At 49.9% G+C, this 15869-nt stretch carries 14 protein-coding genes; 4 read left to right on the forward strand and 10 right to left on the reverse strand.

Annotation, left to right across the window (positions count from 1 at the left end):
• Positions 1–110: 110 nt before the first annotated feature.
• Positions 111–1196 carry a complex I subunit 1/NuoH family protein gene (locus tag JUB14_RS24070; protein ID WP_207509418.1) on the forward strand — a complete coding sequence of 362 codons (1086 nt, stop codon included), beginning with the start codon at positions 111–113 and terminating at the stop codon, positions 1194–1196.
• Positions 1197–1271: 75 nt separating this feature from the next.
• On the opposite strand, the gene JUB14_RS28045 is transcribed toward JUB14_RS24070, so the two are convergent.
• A complete protein-coding gene (locus tag JUB14_RS28045; RefSeq protein ID WP_207509419.1) occupies positions 1272–3818 on the reverse strand; it encodes a PKD domain-containing protein in 2547 nt (848 codons plus the stop codon).
• Between the two features lie 383 nt (positions 3819–4201).
• The gene (locus tag JUB14_RS24080; protein WP_207509420.1) at positions 4202–5032 is read right to left on the reverse strand and encodes a universal stress protein; all 831 of its coding nucleotides are present in this window, start codon (positions 5030–5032) and stop codon (positions 4202–4204) included.
• Positions 5033–5213: 181 nt separating this feature from the next.
• Here JUB14_RS24080 and JUB14_RS24085 point away from each other — a divergent pair, with 181 nt between their 5' ends.
• From JUB14_RS24085 to JUB14_RS24095, 3 genes are all read left to right on the forward strand, one after another.
• Positions 5214–5981 (forward strand): LolA-like protein, encoded by a 768-nt coding sequence (locus tag JUB14_RS24085; RefSeq protein WP_207509421.1) that lies wholly within the window; start codon positions 5214–5216, stop codon positions 5979–5981.
• A gap of 72 nt (positions 5982–6053) precedes the next feature.
• Complete coding sequence (gene hemH, locus JUB14_RS24090) at positions 6054–7118, forward strand: ferrochelatase (protein ID WP_207509422.1); 1065 nt, start codon at positions 6054–6056, stop codon at positions 7116–7118.
• A gap of 33 nt (positions 7119–7151) precedes the next feature.
• On the forward strand, positions 7152–7745 hold the full coding sequence (locus tag JUB14_RS24095; RefSeq protein ID WP_207509423.1) for an NAD(P)H-dependent oxidoreductase: 594 nt from the start codon (positions 7152–7154) through the stop codon (positions 7743–7745).
• A 39-nt stretch (positions 7746–7784) separates the two neighbouring features.
• On the opposite strand, the gene JUB14_RS24100 is transcribed toward JUB14_RS24095, so the two are convergent.
• The 8 genes from JUB14_RS24100 to JUB14_RS24135 form a co-directional block, all read right to left on the reverse strand.
• Complete coding sequence (locus JUB14_RS24100; RefSeq protein WP_207509424.1) at positions 7785–8930, reverse strand: cysteine desulfurase family protein; 1146 nt, start codon at positions 8928–8930, stop codon at positions 7785–7787.
• A gap of 80 nt (positions 8931–9010) precedes the next feature.
• Complete coding sequence (locus JUB14_RS24105) at positions 9011–9370, reverse strand: hypothetical protein (protein WP_207509425.1); 360 nt, start codon at positions 9368–9370, stop codon at positions 9011–9013.
• Positions 9371–9441: 71 nt separating this feature from the next.
• Complete coding sequence (gene glmM, locus JUB14_RS24110) at positions 9442–10842, reverse strand: phosphoglucosamine mutase (protein ID WP_207509426.1); 1401 nt, start codon at positions 10840–10842, stop codon at positions 9442–9444.
• Between the two features lie 110 nt (positions 10843–10952).
• The gene (locus JUB14_RS24115) at positions 10953–11792 is read right to left on the reverse strand and encodes a transglutaminase family protein (protein WP_207509427.1); all 840 of its coding nucleotides are present in this window, start codon (positions 11790–11792) and stop codon (positions 10953–10955) included.
• Positions 11782–12525: a proteasome-type protease gene (locus JUB14_RS24120; protein ID WP_207509428.1), complete on the reverse strand. Its 744-nt coding sequence runs from the start codon at positions 12523–12525 to the stop codon at positions 11782–11784. Before JUB14_RS24120 ends, JUB14_RS24115 begins: the two co-directional genes overlap by 11 nt.
• Before the next feature lie 90 nt (positions 12526–12615).
• Complete coding sequence (locus JUB14_RS24125; protein ID WP_207509429.1) at positions 12616–13623, reverse strand: alpha-E domain-containing protein; 1008 nt, start codon at positions 13621–13623, stop codon at positions 12616–12618.
• 215 nt (positions 13624–13838) lie between these two features.
• Positions 13839–14702, reverse strand: a complete 864-nt coding sequence (locus tag JUB14_RS24130; RefSeq protein ID WP_207509430.1) for a M28 family peptidase — start codon at positions 14700–14702, stop codon at positions 13839–13841.
• Positions 14703–14777: 75 nt separating this feature from the next.
• On the reverse strand, positions 14778–15818 hold the full coding sequence (locus tag JUB14_RS24135; protein ID WP_207509431.1) for a methionine synthase: 1041 nt from the start codon (positions 15816–15818) through the stop codon (positions 14778–14780).
• Between the last annotated feature and the right edge of the window lie 51 nt (positions 15819–15869).

A 15869-nucleotide genomic window follows, 5' to 3' on the forward strand; every position in this document is an offset into this window, starting at 1 on the left:
TACAGGTCTTACTATTTTTGTATACCTTTGCAGGTAGTTGAGTACAACTATGCAGGGGCGGGTTTACAGCCCGCCCCTGCATAGTATATAAGCTAACCAGTTACCTGCCAATGCCCCTAACTTTACTTATTTTTCTGCTCATGGTACCCGGCTTTGTGGTCGTAGGGGTATACCTCGAGCGTAAGGTATCCGCTTTCATTCAGGATCGTTTGGGGCCCATGGAAGTAGGGAAGTGGGGACTACTTCAGCTGTTTGCTGATCTGCTAAAACTCCTCCAAAAAGAAGATATTGTTCCCACCGCCGCGGACAAGTGGCTGTTCCTGATGGCTCCCATTGTCATATTTACAGCCATCTTTGCTGGTTATGCGGTGTTGCCACTGGCTCCCGATCTGTCCGGGTCAGGTGCTGCTGTAGGTGTTTACTATCTGCTGACTATTGTTTCTATCGATGTTATTGGCCTCCTGATGGCCGGATGGGGTTCTAATAATAAGTACTCGCTCTTCGGTGCCATGCGGGCCGTATCCCAGATCCTATCCTACGAAGTACCCCTAGGACTCTCGGTCCTGTGTGTAGTCATGATCTCCCAGACGCTGGACCTGCAGGTGATCAGCTACCAACAGGGAATCTATTCACCCGATACCAACTACCTCTTCGGATTGAAAGGGCTGGGGCTGGACGTGACCCAGGTAGGGGGCTTCCTGACCTGGAATATCTTCCGCAACCCTTTCCTGCTCATTGCCTACATTGTATTCTTCATTGCCTCCCTGGCTGAGTGTAACCGCGCCCCCTTTGACCTGCCCGAAGGTGAATCGGAGATTGTGGCCGGATTTCATACTGAGTACTCTGGTATGCGCTGGGCCCTGCTGATGCTGTCGGAATACGGTATGATGCTGCTGGTGTCGCTACTGGGAGCTATCCTGTTCCTGGGAGGCTGGAATACCCTTTTTCCGAACTTAGGCCCTGTCCGCCTTGCCGACTGGACCAGTGGAGAGCCAGGTACTATCTTTGGGTACCTGTCGGGGGCTTTCTGGCTCCTGTCCAAGGCTCTGCTGGCCGTACTGGTACAGATGTGGGTACGCTGGACGCTGCCCCGCCTGCGCGTAGACCAGCTCATGTACCTCGGCTGGAAGGTACTTACCCCTGTAGGGCTGGTACTATTCTTCTTCTCCGGCGTGTGGCGGTTACTGGGGGTGTAGGAGAATAATGTTATGTACTTATAAAGCATTTTAAAGCGCAGACAGCGCTCCAGACGCTGTCTGCGCTCTATAGATTTACTCTACTAAGAGTTTAACCGACTTTACTCCATATGCTGTTATAAGCCGCGTAATGTACAGGCCTTTCGGCATTTGACCTTGCTCCAAAGGGACCCGCAGATACTCACCCGCTTGCACTGTGCCATGTTTCAGGTGCTGTACCCGGTTTCCCCTCGCATCCATCAGGTCTAGCTGGTATTCCCCTCCCTGTGGGAGCATAAACTCAAATGTTATTTTGCCGTTGCCGGGGTTCGGATAGTTGCTCAGTTTGATATAGTCAGATGGGGTGATGTATTCATTGCCGATGCCTTCTCTAGCATTTCTGTTGCCGCCATTTTGTATCATAATGGCACCACCGCTAATGGTTGTGGACGGGACGGCATTGTCGGCGGTTCCCTCGGTAGACCCTATGTTGTTATCATAAACAGTACTTGTATTGTCCCAGATCCTGATCCGAAACTTATCCGTTCCACTTCCTCCGTTGACCTGTCCGTCTATGGCCGTCAGCATAAAACTATAATTTCCGCTCCCGTTAATAGTACCTTTTCCTTTAAACTGGGCTTTGGCTCCGGCTATGACCAGCCACTCGTAAGAGGTACTATGAAAGTTCAAAGTGCCGGCTTTGAATTCAAATTGTGTATTGCCTTCCGGAACCGTAGCTCCTTTCTTGTATTTACTTACCAAGCCAAAGTTGGCTTTGCCAGTCAAAGTCGGATTAGGTACATAGGCACCTGGCGGAGAGTTGATCCAGCCACCCCCTGTGATAAAGCCGGCACTTGGATCATAGACTACTGCGTATTGGTAAGTGTTCTGGATAGTCTCGCCACAGGTATTCTCTACTGCTAGAGTAATGGTGTACACGCCGGGTGTTGTATAGGTATGGGTGCCGTTAATGGTGCTGCTGCTAATCGTGCCGGAAGCAGTTTGTCCGTCTCCCCAGTTCCAGATGGCAGCGCTCAGGTTATTATCCGTAGTGGTACCTGTGACAGCGAAAGTAGTATTTACCTGCACCGGGTCAACGCTTGCTGATACCTGACTAATAACCGGGACCGCGGGAATAGGGCAGCTTTCTCCTTCCAGCTTAATGATCCAGTAGTCATAGCTGCCCTTTGAATTCCCTCCTTTTTCGCCACTAACAGGGGAATCGGAGTAGCCACCGAAAATATAGCCACCGTCAGTAGTCTGCTGAGCTGAAGTCATAAAATCATATCCAGTACCGCCGAAGGTTTTATCCCATTCCTTATGTCCGTCAGCATTTAGCTTCACTACCCAATAATCCGCATTTCCTCTTGAACCTTCACTTTTGTCATTGCCAGCACCCGAGTAGGCTGTTGTTCCCAAAATATACCCGCCATCCTCTGTTTGATTCATTGTAAATCCCTGGATACCACCGGTTGTGCCAATGGTTCTATCCCAAACTTTATTGCGGTCAGCATCTAGTTTTACTATCCAGAAATCTCTACTACCTGTGAAACTTCCTTTAGGATTTTCACTTTTATCGCCACCGATAGAAGAAGAAGAAGTTCCTCCAAGCACATAGCCACCATCAATTGTTTGATAAACGGAGTTTAATCCGTCATACCCGCTCCCTCCAATAGTTTTATCCCACTCTTTATTACCAGAAGCATCCAGTTTAACTAGCCAGAAATCAGAGTTACCCTTTGAATTTTCCGTTTTATCCCCACCTGCATTAGAGTAAGATTCTCCTCCCACTAAATAGCCACCATCAGCAATTTGTTGAATGGAGCTTAATCCATCAAACCCGCTCCCCCCAATCGTTTTGTCCCACTCTTTATTACCAGAGGCATTGATCTTTATTATCCAAAAATCCCCCTCTCCCTTAGAGTTTTCACTCTTATCGCCTCCGGCATTAGCCGAGGATATTCCTCCCAGTATAAAGCCTGCATCAGTAGTCAATTGAATTGAACGCAAATCATCATCACCGGTGCTTCCTACCGTTTTGTCCCATATTTTGCTGCCAGTCGCATCCAATCTTATTATCCAGAAATCAGGGCCGCCCTTGGAATTTTCCGTCTTATTACCGCTTGCGTTAGATTGGGATTGTCCTCCAATAAGGTAGCCGCCATCTGGTAATTGTAGTAAAGCACGGAAATTATCAAAGCTGTCTCCTCCAAATGTTTTGTCCCACATTTTAACACCGGAAGCATCCAGTTTTACCACCCAATAATCCTGACGATTAGTCACGCCAGGGGTAGACCCGCCCATAACATCCTCAGTTTTGTCGCCACTAGCGATGGAATAGGATGTTCCACCCAGTATGTAGCCGCCATCAGCCGTCTGTCTAGCTGAATATAGCGCATCAAAGTCGTTACCGCCAAGGCTTTTGTCCCACTCTTTAGCAGGAGCAGGCTGAGCCATGAGGCTCACCATTGTGAGTGCATTGCACAAGACGCAGAGAATCCCCCTATTCAATATCCTGCGAATTGATATCGAATGACCAATAGGGGAAATCACGGAAAGGGTAGAGTGATTTCTCATTGTAATCAAAATAAGATTTAAAAGACTCAGCGAAAAAGTAAGATAGCCAGCGAAAACTGCATCCACTAATGGCAGGAAAGTTAATAATAAGTAAAAAGTGGATATCAGTTGGAGAAGAACGCCTTAACAATAATCTACATACAGATCTTTTGGAGCTCCAAACAGTTATTGAAGCAAAGTATGGCTTGCGTCTAGGGTTGGAGTACTACTGACTTGATAAAATTGTATAACTCAACCCGTGGTCGTTGGTGCTTATAACGAGTGTCTAGCGCCATATAAAAATATATGTTTTTCAATTAAATAAAAACTAAAATAGTAACTATTTCAGTCGCATCGGGCTCATATGGGTTCATGGTGCTTCGAACACAAAACACCCGGGCCGGAAGCCGGCCCGGGTGTCGAAAACAACCCATTCACGTTACACAGGCCGCTAAGCCTGCACGTACTGATTATGCGTCTTCATCCAGGTGGCACACCAGCAGCGGTGTCTGGCTATCCAGTACCATCGCCTTGGACAAGCTCGGATTTAGTAGGTTAGACAGCCAGTCGCGTTTCTGGTTGGCCAGTACCAGCAAGTCGGCTTTTTCTTTACTTATATATTCATTCAACCCTTCCCGTACTGAGTTGGCATCTACCTGCTTCAGCGTAAAGGCCTCGTCGGGAAATTGCTGCTTTATATCAATGATGAATTGCTCGTCCTTAAAAATATTCAACTGCTCGGGCGAGTTAATCTTCAGTAGTGTCACCCGGGCGTTGCAGTGGCGGGCCAGATCAAACACAAAGCGCAGTGCTTCGTGCTCAATGTACTCCAGCTGGGTAGCATACACGATGGTTTCGATCTGAGGGATATCCAGCGTCGTCGGTACAACCAGCACCGGACAGGGCGACTTGATCGCAATGCGACTAGCTACGCTGCCCAATAGTTTATCCAGTACCCGCCCTTGCCCCGTACGGCCCAGTACCACCAGGTCAGGCTTGACATGCTGAATGGCCTCCATAATTCCGTCCGTGGCGACACCATAACGAAAGTCTATCTCTACCTTGATACCATCCGCTTCCACCTCTCTCCGTAGTCTGACCAACTGATCAAACGCCAGCTTCTCTGATTCGTCCATCAGGGTCAGCATCAGGTCCGAAGGCAGGTTGTTGTCCAGTAGCATCGGACGAAACACGTGCGTCAGATAAATAGTAGCTCCATTTTTCAGGGCTATACGTTTGGCCAGGGTAAGAGCCACATCGGCGTTATCAGAGAAGTCAGTAGCAGCGAGTATCTTTTTCATAAGTTCTGTGTCTGTTTTCTACGATGTAAAATTCACAGGAAAAAATCTCTATCTCCCTGACCTACGGCAGGATCCAAACATGACAGTTGTCAGCTATTTACGTTAAGTTTACAGACAAATCAGACTTTGAACTGTTATTTCTACCAGACACCCATCTATTTACTAAAACGCTCCAAATTTTATGAAGCTTCGTTGCCTGTACCTCCCCCTGCTGATTGTAGCCCTACTGAGTAGTGCCAGTATAGCTCAGAAATCATCAAACCCCGCCGCTGAGGGATTTAATATGTCCGCCTCTGACCCCAAAGCCGTAGCGCTGGCCGACCAGGTGATGGCAGCCATGGGCGGGCGTAAAAACTGGGACAATACACGCTATCTGACCTGGAATTTCTTCGGCAACCGTCGGTTGTACTGGGATAAGTGGTCGGGTGACGTGCGGGTAGAAAATCTCAAGAATGACCAGACCGTACTCCTGAACATTAATACCGACAAGGGCCGTGTCTTCAAAGACGGTAAGGAACTGACTCATGCCGACTCCATTGCCAAATACGTGAAGCAGGGGAAGAGCGCCTGGATCAATGACTCGTACTGGCTGGTAATGCCTTACAAGCTCAAAGACTCCGGGGTGACGCTCAAGTACCTGGGAGAAGAGCAGACCGAAGCGGGCGAAAAGGCCGAAAAGATACAGCTGACTTTTAAAGAGGTAGGCGACACGCCCCAGAACAAGTACCACGTCTGGGTTAGCCCTGAAACGCGCCTGGTTAACCAGTGGGCATATTTTTCGAAGGCAGACAACGAAAAGCCGAACTTTGTACTACCCTGGAAGAGTTATAAGAAGTATGGAAAGATCATGCTATCGGGCGACCGGGGACAGCGTCAGATTACCGATATACAGGTATATGAAAAGTTGCCGCCCAGCGTGTTTCAATCGTTTGATAAGCCACAGCTCTAGTAGCCGGCTTAACCAAACAATTGATTTATACACCCGGTATTGAGTGTACTGATAATATAAGAATAGCTTTTTATGACACCCCAAACTTTATCGGCCCCTTCATCAACCACTAACAAAGCTATCGGCAGGACGGGCGTACTCATCGTGAACCTGGGTACTCCTGATAGTCCTAATGTGCCGGATGTGCGGAAGTACCTGCGCGAGTTCCTGATGGATGGCCGGGTGATTGACATTCCCTTTTTCCAGCGCTGGATGCTCGTCAATCTGATCATTGCTCCGTTTCGCGCTCCCAAATCAGCCAAAGTATACCAGGAGGTATGGACACCGGAGGGCTCCCCTCTTAAGGTATATGGCTTTGCCGTAGAAGAAATGCTGCAAAAGGCACTGGGGGATGACTTCGTAGTGAAGCTGGCTATGCGCTACCAGAGCCCCAGTATTGAGTCGGGGCTGGCCGAACTACAGCGGCAGGGGCTTTCCAGGATCGTGGTGATCCCGTTCTTCCCGCAGTACGCGTCGGCTACGACCGGCTCGGTGTATGAGGAGGTAATGCGGGTACTGAAGGGCTGGCAGGTAATGCCAGAACTGCGCTTTGTAAATAGTTTTATAGATCATCCCAAGTTTATTGAGGGCTTTGTGCAACTGGGTAAAAAGTACATAGCTGCGCATCAATACGACCACTACGTATTCAGCTACCACGGGGTACCGGAGCGACACATCTACAAGGGCGATGTGACCAAACAGTACTGTAAAATCGGAAGCTGTTGTGATACGCTGACGCCCATGAACCAGCATTGCTACCGGGCTCAATGCTTTGAAACGACCCGCTTGCTGGTGAAAGAGCTGGGAATACCCGAAGGAAAATATACTACCTGCTTCCAGTCCCGCTTAGGCAAGGATCCCTGGATACAGCCCTATACGGAGGATCTGGTGCGGGAACTACCTAAGAAAGGTCTAAAGAGCGTACTGGCTTTCTCGCCCGCATTCGTCGCCGACTGCCTTGAAACTACCGTTGAGGTAGGAGAGGAGTACAAGGAGATGTTTGAGGAAGAGGGAGGAGAGCACTGGCAACTGGTAGAGAGCCTTAATGACAGCGAGATCTGGGTGGAGGCACTGGTAGACATGGTCAAAAAGGCTTAGTATTTTTGATTTAATTATAATACCTGACTTATTGTGAAAGTAGCAGTAATATCCACTTCGCCGAGGAAGAATAGTAACTCGTTGAAAACAGCCAAATACGTGAAAAGCGTATTGACTGAGCAGGGGGCGAAGGAAGTAGAAGTATTCCATTTTGAAGAGGTAGATATACCTATGCTGGGGCGCGCCAGCCTGAATAAGGCTAACCTGACACCGTTTCAGCAGAGGCTGCATGATACCTGGAATGAGGCAGACCTCATCATATTTACACTGCCTGAGTACAACTGGACGCTGAGCGGTGAGATAGTGAACACCATGCACCAGCTGGGTGGTAAAGACTTTGCGCATCTGTTCAACGGGAAAGTATTCGCGATGGTAGGTGTTTCGACCGGGCGCGGCGGACGTACTCCTTGTCTGGATATGATTACCCTGACTAACAAGCTCATCAGCTTCCTGAATCAGTATTCAATTGTATCGCCTAAGATTTTTGAATCGCACGAGACAGGTAACAACCTGGATCAGGATGGCCGCTCAACCGGTAATCCGGTGTATGAGAAAGGAGTGAAAGACTTTGTCGACTACACGTTGAAGGTCGCCTGGAAATGGCATGGAGAACCTTGCTTAGTATAAAACAGAAGAGGCGGTGTTAGCACCGCCTCTTCTGTTTTATTAGAGTACCGATTCCTTTTTATACAGCTCGGCGAGCTTTCCTACGGCATAGTCTACTTCTTCGATCGTATTGTACTTGCCAAACGAGAACCTGACGTTACCCCGGTCGGGATCTACGTTAAGAGCAGTCAGTACGTGTGAGCCTACGTTGGTACCACTGGCGCAGGCGCTACCACCCGATACCGATATACCGGCGATATCCAGGTTGAACAGCAGCATGTCGCTCATATCCGTCGGCGGCAGGCTCACACTTAGTACAGTGTACAGGCTCTGATCCAGATCAGCCGAAAGGCCGTTGAAGGTAATGCCTTCCACTTTTTCCAGCAATTGCTCCATTACCCGCTTTTTTAGACCTTCAATGTGCTTTCGGTGGCTGTCCATGTCGCGGTAGGCGATTTCGAGGGCTTTGGCCAGGCCTACTATGCCATAGACATTCTCGGTACCACCGCGCATATTACGCTCCTGGGCTCCGCCGTGTACAAAAGGATGAATCTTGGAGCCGGGGCGGATGTACAGGAAGCCAACCCCTTTAGGGCCGTGAAACTTGTGCGCTGATCCTACGATAAAATCTGTCTTCAGCTTCTGCATATCATGGGCATAGTGTCCCATGGTCTGTACGGTATCGCTGTGGAAGATGGCCTTGTACTGTTCACAAAGCTGTCCTACCGCGTCAAGATCCAGCAGATTACCAATCTCGTTGTTGCCGTGCATAAGCGACACCAGCGAGCGGGAGTTAGTTTTTAGTAGTTCTTCCAGATGCGCCAGATCAATCCGGCCCTGCGCATCCACCTGTACCAGGCTCAGCTTTATCTTTCCCTGCTTTTCCAGGTGCTCAAGGGTATGCAGTACCGCGTGGTGTTCAAGCGGGGAGGTAATGGCGTGCTGCAGTCCAAATGTATCTATGCTGGAGTGGATGGCGGTATTGTCAGCTTCGGTACCTCCCGACGTAAAGAATATCTCGGCCGGGGCGGCATTCAGCAGCTCGGCTACCATTTTGCGGGCCCGCTCGATGGCTGAGCGTACTACCCGTCCGTGGGAGTGAATAGATGATGGATTTCCGAATTGCTCCGTCATCAGCGGAAGCATTACTTCCAGCACCTCCGGGTCGAGGCGGGTAGTAGCGGCGTTATCAAAGTATACTTTCATGGTTGAATCAACAATCTGTACCCAAAGATACGGCTCTTCCGTGATGATTGCTAAAACAACGGGTACTCAGGCCGGTAAAGCTACCGCTCGCTGATGGAGGATAAAGTCAGGCAGTAGTAGTGGTCCCAACAGCAGACACCCTTGAAGCTGAGGCTGGTTTGGTACAGGGTACCACTCACCAGTACCTGCTTACCCACCTGACGGTACTGCTCGGGCAACTCACAGACAAAGCCGCCTTCCATGGAATCAATGGTACCGGGTACGTGCATGGCAATGAGGTAGCGGGATGAGGTGGAGTCGTAGGTTACGGTACCTGGCCGATCTGTTAAGGTACCTGTCTGTTTACCACAGTCGAGGCAGGTGGGTTTTAAGGATTCCTGCTGACAGGAGTAAGAAGCAACCAGCAGGACTATGATAAAAAGAACAAGGTACTTTTTCATATGTCTTAGTTGTAAGCCGTCGAACATAGGAAAGAGTACCTTGCGGAATGAAACGTTGGAATATAAACCGGCTACTTACGCTCCGATATTACCTCCCTGATATCTGATATAATTTTATTCGCCAGGCTATCAGCCGTAGTGCGAGTTTCTGACTCGGAGTAGATACGAATAATAGGCTCCGTGTTGGACTTGCGCAGGTGAACCCACTCTTTATCGAACTCGATCCGGACACCGTCAATGGTATTGATAGGCTGCTTGGAGTAGCGGGCCTGAATACGCTCCAGGATAAGATCTACGTCTATGTCCGGTGTCAGTTCTATCTTGTTCTTGGAAATAAAATAGTTGGGGTATGCTCTGCGTAGCATGGAGGCCGATTTGCCGAATTTGGCCAGATGGCTCAGGAAAAGCGCTATACCTACCAGCGCGTCACGACCGTAGTGTGATTCGGGGTAAATAACGCCTCCGTTGCCTTCTCCTCCGATGACAGCATTATGCTCTCTCATCATATTCACGACATTGACTTCACCTACCGCTGAGGCAAAATAGCTTCCTCCGGCCTTTACGGTCACGTCGCGCAGGGCAGCGGTCGAAGATAGGTTTGAAACCGTATTTCCGACCTGGTGCTTCAGTACATAGTCCGCAACGGCTACCAGAGTATACTCTTCACCAAAGGGAGTACCATCTTCACAAATAAGCGCCAGGCGATCTACATCAGGGTCAACTACTATACCTAGGTTGTAGGAGCCATTCTTCATTTCGGTGCGGATTTCGCGCAGGTGTTCGGGGAGTGGCTCCGGGTTATGCGCAAAGTGGCCGGTCGGGTCGCAGTTTATTTTAAGGGTATTTTCCATCCGGACGCCCAGGGCCTCTAGCAGCATAGGTACGGCTATTCCTCCTGTGGAGTTTACGGCATCTATCGCTATCCGAAAGTTGGCGGCCTCGATGGCGGCTCTGTCCACCAGCGACAGCGTAAGGATGTGGTTGATATGTTTGGCGAGGTAGCTGTCGTCTTCCTGGTAAGTACCCAGTTTTCTGACTTCCACAAAGTCAAAATCTTCCACTTCGGCAATACGCAGGATTTCGCTGCCCTCTTCGCCCGATATAAATTCGCCGGTAGCGTTGAGCAGTTTCAGCGCATTCCACTGGATAGGATTGTGGCTGGCCGTCAGGATAATACCTCCGGCAGCTCCCTCAGTAGGAACGGCTAGTTCGACAGTAGGGGTAGTAGAAAGACCCAGGTCTATGACGTTAAGGCCTACGCCCTGGAGGGCACCGGCCACCAGACGGCTTACCATATTACCTGAAATGCGGGCATCGCGCCCGATTACCACCAGATTATTGGAAGGGTTGGTTCGACGCAGCCAGGTACCGTAAGCGGCTGCGAATTTTACGACATCAACAGGGGTAAGAGCTTCACCGGTTTTGCCACCGACAATTCCCCTAATCCCAGAAATAGATTTTATCAGCGTCACAGCTCAATTGTACTTATTAGTTCGGGTACAAAAGTAGCGAATTTCCTATGCCGTAACAGGATTAATGTATTAAATCGGTCAAGCTCTTATTAAGTGGTGCAGGATAGCGGTCAGGCGGGTTCGATGTCGACCTGCGTGGTAAGCGTAGAGGTAGCCTCGCCATGGAAGGTTCCCATAACCGGGGCCAACTGGTCAAAATCAGCCGAACTACCCAGACTGATGTGATTATTGGCAATAGCTTTGCCTTCAGTAGGATCAAAAGCGCGCCAGCCAGCTCCGGGCAGGTATACCTCCACCCAGGCGTGTAGCTCATGCTCCTGCTGCGGATTGCCGTACAGGTAGCCACTCACAAATCGGGCGGCAATGCCCAGACTACGGCAAGCAGCTATGAAAAGTCGGGAGAAATCGCGGCATGAGCCGCAGCGGTCACGGAGCGTATCATCAGGTGGGAGCGCATCGCCCTGCTCACGCATCTGATAGGCAAAGTTTTCGTAAATGTACCTGCTGAGCTCGACCAGGAATGGTACCGTCTCCCACCTGGCTTCGGCAGCTATCTGCCGGGCAAACTGCTCTATATACGGAGTGATTTCCTGACGACCCAGGTACGGGAGCAGGTACTTGTGGGTACGCTCCGGGTACTGAAAAGGCATGTTCTGAGTATTGAACGGAAACAGCACAAAGTCAAAGACATTGAACTCATCTGAACTAATTACGATCGTGGTCTCTACCGACAGCTGACTGGTAGCTCCCTGGAAGTAAGCGATTTGCTGTACATTACCCTCAACATCTACATTCCTGACGAGTTTGGAAGGGAGTGGGTCAATAACTAAACTGTAGTTAATCAGCTGCTGGTGTGGATAGGACCGCGGATAGAGATATACAGTATGAGGGTGAAGTACTATGGGTTTGGAATACTCGTAAACCAACCGGTGTCTTACCTTAAGATTCATGATGGGGTTCCGTAAGTTTGGAGAATATAGGAGTCATCCAGTCAACGGGAAGTTTCTGTACGGCATTTTTCAGTAGAGCACTCCACTGGTTAGCTATAAAGTCCAGGTCGTCTTTTTCGAAGCGGTGCTCTATGATATGAAATGAATCTTTCTCGTACATCACTACATCCACGGGGTAGTCCACGTCATTGGAGCTTACCCGGGTGGAGTCGAAGGAGAGTACTCCCATCTTAAGGGCATCCTGCATGGATGTATCATAACGCAGACTGCGGTACAGGAGCGGCTTGCCATAGCCGGAGTTGCCAATGATAAAGAACGGTGAGCCCGGTCCAACTTCTATCCAGTTACCCTCGGGGTACAGCAGGAATAGTTTGTGGTCCTCATCGTCTTCGAGTTGTCCGCCTACAATCGCGAACAGGTTGAAGGAAAGCCCCGCGTCCAGCAGAGCGGCTTTGTCTTCCTCTGCTACGCGCCTTACCTGCGCTCCAAATGCATTGACAGCTTTATAGAGTTTGTTAAAAGTATCGTCCTGCTCTTCGAGTACCTCTTTAAAGTAGGTGATCGCCTTGTCACGCACAGAGCGCAGCCCCGAAGTCATAATAAACAGGGAGTGGTTTTCGAGTTGGTGAACGGATACCTTCTTGTTACTGGATACTTCCGAACCGGAAGTGAGTCGGGTATCAGCAATGGCCACAAGACCCGAAGCTACTTTTATGCCGAGGCAATACGTCATGAGTAAGATACTTTTAGAAATATATTTCCAAAGAAGGCAGAGTCTATATTTCTCTACATTCTCCAACCGCTAAATTATGAAAAAGTTTCGTCAGTCCATCCGCTGACTCTGGAATTGTCCACCTGGGGTCTGGCTCTGTGACTGCACTGGTTTCAGGCCAAAGTACATATCATATATGGCGCTGTCTATCTCATTGTTACGGATCTGGAACTGGTCGAGGTACTGGTGCAGACCCATCCGGAATATATCTTCTATTTCAGTATATTCGATTTCGCTGCGCAGCTTACTCAGTACCTTTTCGGCCGGATTGGTATGACCTCTTTCGGGGGTAGAGCCGGCAATGCAGTAAAGTGACAGCTCCGCCTGGCGCATACAGTACGCGATAGACCTAGGGAACAGCTTGTCCAGGATCAGGAAAGCCACGATATTCATCGGGGTCAGGGCAAGGTGGGTTTGCCGGTACATATTGTACGCACTGACCGACTTAAGCACCGCCGTCCACAGCATCAGGTCCAGCGTAGTGCCTATAGTATTGGTGTCCTGTAGCAGGGTGAAGTACTTTACATCCAGAAATCGGGAGCTCTTGTCGGCGCGTTCGATGTGGCGTCCCATGCGGCCAAAGTGCCAGGCTTCGTTGCGGGTAATGGTGGAGTCTACTACGCCATGAAAAAGCTGGCAACTCTTTTTGACCTCGTTAAAGAATCCCTGCATATGTTCCATGTTACGTAGGTCATCCGGAGAGGTGTCGCGCAGCCACAGATAAAACGTATTGATCGTTTCCCACATTTCCTTCGAAATGGTTTCGCGGATGGTGCGGGCATTTTCGCGGGCTTCGGACAGGCAGCTAACGATGGAGTTAGGGTTGCGCTTATCGAAGGTCATAAAGTGGATAACATCTTCCCGCGTGGGTTTCTCGTAGTATTGATAGAATGTATAGTTGTCGGCCGTAGCGATGATTAGTGGCTCCCACTGCTCATCTATGTTAGGAGGTAGGTCCAGTGCCAGATTAAAATTGACTCCTACAAAACGGGCATAGTTTTCGATCCGCTCCATATAGCGGTTCATCCAGTAGATCGAATTGGCAACGCGGCTCAGCATCTTATGTATTGGTGATTAGTTCTATAACTTACGGTTGTCCTGTCTTGGAAGCCGGACCAGGTACCTTGTAATTAAGGAATAAATAAAAAATGGCCTGCATATGCAAGCAAATAGCAGAGGATCAGGGAAAAGTATAAAAAAGACCTTGATCGTTTCTACATTATAGGCTGAGGAGAGTTGGATGGTTTGGTTTTGACTGGTTAAACAGTCTCACCCTAAGCAAGATGTACGATGGCCCGGCAGGCCCCGTTGACTACTTCTGTCATCCTGGCAAAGTCGAGCGTATCAATGGTATCTGACTTTTGGTGGTAGTTAGGGTTGCGGATAAAGGAGGTATCGTTGATCATAAGAGCCGGATAGCCAAACTGCCAGTAGCTGCGCTGGTCAGATAGTCCGGCCAGCCCGTCACCCGTTGGAAAGTGTATGACCTGTACATCAATGGCTGCCCCCTCGGCCATCAGGCGGTGTACCTTGCTGGTAAAGTCGGTATAGGTTTGGATACCTACCACAATGATGAAGTTGGCAGTATGAGGGTATATCTTGGCCAGTTCGGGAGAGGGAAAGCCCTGGGAGTTGGGCGCATCCGAGAAGTACCCGATCATTTCGTAGCAGATCATCCCGATTACCTCCGCATTTTGCTCATGCAGAGATTTAGCATGTATATAGCTACCCATCAGATCAGTACTGAAGAATGGAGGCTCCTCCAGGCAGTACGCCACAAAGTCGATCTGGTAGTCCAGGACGGGCTGCTGCTCAAACACTAGCCGGGCGGTCTCGAGCAGACCGGCTACGGCACTGGCGTTGTCGTCGGCTCCGGGCTGGTCACCACATACATCGTAGTGGGCACCTACAATAAGCCTTCTGGACCGGCCGGGGTTATAGGTCGCAATGACGTTCTTGTACTCGTTGCCGGTGGCCCTCCAGGTTTGTATCTCGGTAGGGGCACCGGCATTGTTAAATTCATCTTCAATATACTGTACTACCCGGTCCAGGGATTCCAGGTTCTGGTAGTTTCTAGCGGGTTTTATGGACGTCAGAAATTCAACATCTTTATATAATCTGGCAGTGTGTGCTCTCATATCCGGATCTTTTATTCAGAAAAACTATTGGTCATAGTCTTTCCTAAACCCTTTTTTTGCCAGACTGTTTTTGGGCTACACCAGTCCCAGTTCCTGCCTCACTTGCCGGGCACCGGCGCACATATTAGCTAGTTTCTGACGGGAGGCCCAGCGGGCGGTCTGGCTAAGGCCGCAGTCAGGGGCCACGGCCAGTTTTTCGGCGGGCAGGTACTTCAGGCAGCGGTGAATCCGCTCCACTACGTCCGCTACGCTTTCGACGTAGTAATTCTTTACATCAATGATTCCAACGGCCACGTCCATCTTCTGCCCGAACTCCGCAATCAGCTCCAGTTCATCAAATTCACGATTAGCCATTTCGACGTGTACTTCATCCACACTCAGGTCCAGGAAGTCGGGTAGCATAGGGTGAATTTTGCGGTAGCCGACAGGACGCCCCTTAAAGTTACCAAAGCACAGGTGGGTAGACAGGCGGCATTTGCCTACAATGGGGGCTACCGTGCGGTTAAAGATATCTATGAAGCGGCGGGTATCCTCCTTATAGGCATAGCAGCTCATGGAAGGCTCATCGACCGTAATCTCGGTACAGCCCGCTGCCACCAGATCTTCCAACTCCTTGCGTACGATGGGTAGCAGGGCTTCGGTCAGGTCATAGCGGTCTTTGTACAGCTCACCATCCGGAATCATACGGCCGCTGAGGGTGTAGGGGCCGGGTACGGAGGCTTTGAGCGTGGGACCGGCAGGGGCCAGTCGGTTTAGTCGTTTGTATTCGGCTACGGCACCCAGTCCGCCGGGAGCGGTCAGTGGCTCTACGACACTATGCTTACCCCGCTGGTCATGGGCAGGAGGGCCAAACTTGCGTGTTTCGGCGTGGTTAGGTATCAGGCCTTTCAGAAATCCGTAAAAGGAGAGATTGAAGTCCAGCCGGGTTTGTTCTCCGTCAGAGATAACGTCGAGCCCCGCCGTGACCTGATCATGAATAGCGGCTACCACAGCATCTTCGATCATTTCTTCTACATCGGCCGGACCAAATTTATCCAGGTTCTGCGAAGCAAATTCCAGCCAGCCCGGAAAAGGATAGCTGCCAATAACAGTAGTACGTATGGGAGTAGGTTGCATGGGGTTTAGCTGTTAGTTTTTGAGTAGTATAGACTGCTTGCCATGTAGTTA

The sequence above is a fragment of the Telluribacter humicola genome, from assembly GCF_017355935.1.
Lineage (GTDB): Bacteria > Bacteroidota > Bacteroidia > Cytophagales > Spirosomataceae > Telluribacter > Telluribacter humicola.